Genomic DNA, 1,423 nt, shown 5'->3' with positions numbered 1-1,423 from the left:
CTAGTGTGATGCGCCAGAAATCCTGAGGGTTAGTTCTGCTCTGTTTTCTGGTCGGTGGTTCCGATCTTGGTGAGGTAGTCGGCGAGGGAGTTGAGGATCTCGTCGGCTGTTTTGGTCCAGGTGAAGGGCCGCGGGTTCTCGTTCCAGGTGTCGATCCACGCGGTGATGTCGTCCTCCAGTGCCTTCACGGAGGTGTGGACGCCGCGACGGATGAGTTTGTCGGTCAGCAGGCCGAACCACCGCTCCACCTGGTTCATCCAGGAGGAGCCGGTGGGGGTGAAATGGACGTGGAAGCGGGGGTGTTTGCCGAGCCACGTCCTGATCTCGGCGGTGTTGTGGGTGGCGTAGTTGTCACAGACCAGGTGGACGTCAAGGCCGGTGGGCACCGCCTTGTCGATCGTGACCAGGAACTTCTTGAACTCGATGGCCCGGTGGCGGCGGTGCAGCTGCGATATGACCGTGCCGTCGGAGATGTTGAAGGCGGCGAACAGGCTGGTGATGCCGTGCCGGTAGTAGTCGTGGGTACGCCGCTCGGGCATGCCCGGCATCATCGGGAGCACCGGCTGCGAGCGGTCCAGCGCCTGGATCTGGGACTTCTCGTCCACGCACAGCACCACCGCCTTTTCGGGCGGCTGGTGGTACAGGCCGACGACATCGACGACCTTCGCGACGAACTGCGGGTCGGTGGAGAGCTTGAACGCGTCCTGGAGGTGCGGCTTGAGGTCGAACCGCTTCCAGATCCGCCCGATGGTCGATTTCGACAGGCCCGTGCGCTGGGCCATCGAGGCCCGCGACCAGTGCGTATCCTTGCCCGGAGTGGACTCCAAGGTCGCCACGACGACGTCCTCGACCTGATCCAGCAGGATCGAGGGCGGCCGGCCCACCCGGGGCTCGTCGGACAGTCCCTCCAGGCGCTTGGCGATGAACCGGGCACGCCAGCGTTCCACCGTCGACTCATCAACACCCAAGTCAGCCGCGGCCTGCCGGTTCGTCCCACCCTCCGCACAGCGCAGCACGATCCTTGCGCGCAACGCCAGATACTGGGCGGTCTTCGCCCGCCTCGCCCACCGGATGAGCTGATCCCGCTCAGCCTCACTCAGGACCAGGTCAGCCTTCGGCCGACCGATACGAGCTGCATCCTCAAGCCCGGCCAGCCGATCAGCGGCAAACTTCCCGCGCCACTTCCTCACCGTCGACATCGTCACGCCGACCTCTGCCGCCACACGCGCATTCGGCGCACCGTCCGCGCACGCCAGCACAATCCGCGCCCGCTCCACAAAACGTGGCGCCACCGCCCCACGGACCCACCGGAACAACTCCGCGCGCTCCTCAGCGGACAGGACGACGTCAACAGCACGAGGACCCGGCGACATGAAAACAGCCTAGTGATTTATCGGCGAAATTTCTGGCGCATCACACTAGT

At 64.9% G+C, this 1,423-nt stretch carries 1 protein-coding gene; it reads right to left on the bottom strand.

Annotated features, from left to right (window positions below; all coding sequences use genetic code 11):
- Positions 1 to 29: 29 nt before the first annotated feature.
- On the bottom strand, positions 30 to 1,373 hold the full coding sequence (locus ABZV34_RS39485) for an IS630 family transposase (protein ID WP_356288132.1): 1,344 nt from the start codon (positions 1,371 to 1,373) through the stop codon (positions 30 to 32).
- Between the last annotated feature and the right edge of the window lie 50 nt (positions 1,374 to 1,423).

The organism is Streptomyces sp. NPDC005195, assembly GCF_040608315.1.
Classification (GTDB): domain Bacteria; phylum Actinomycetota; class Actinomycetes; order Streptomycetales; family Streptomycetaceae; genus Streptomyces; species Streptomyces kaempferi.
Note: the sequence above shows the minus strand (reverse complement) of the source record. Positions and strands in the feature narration are given on the sequence as shown.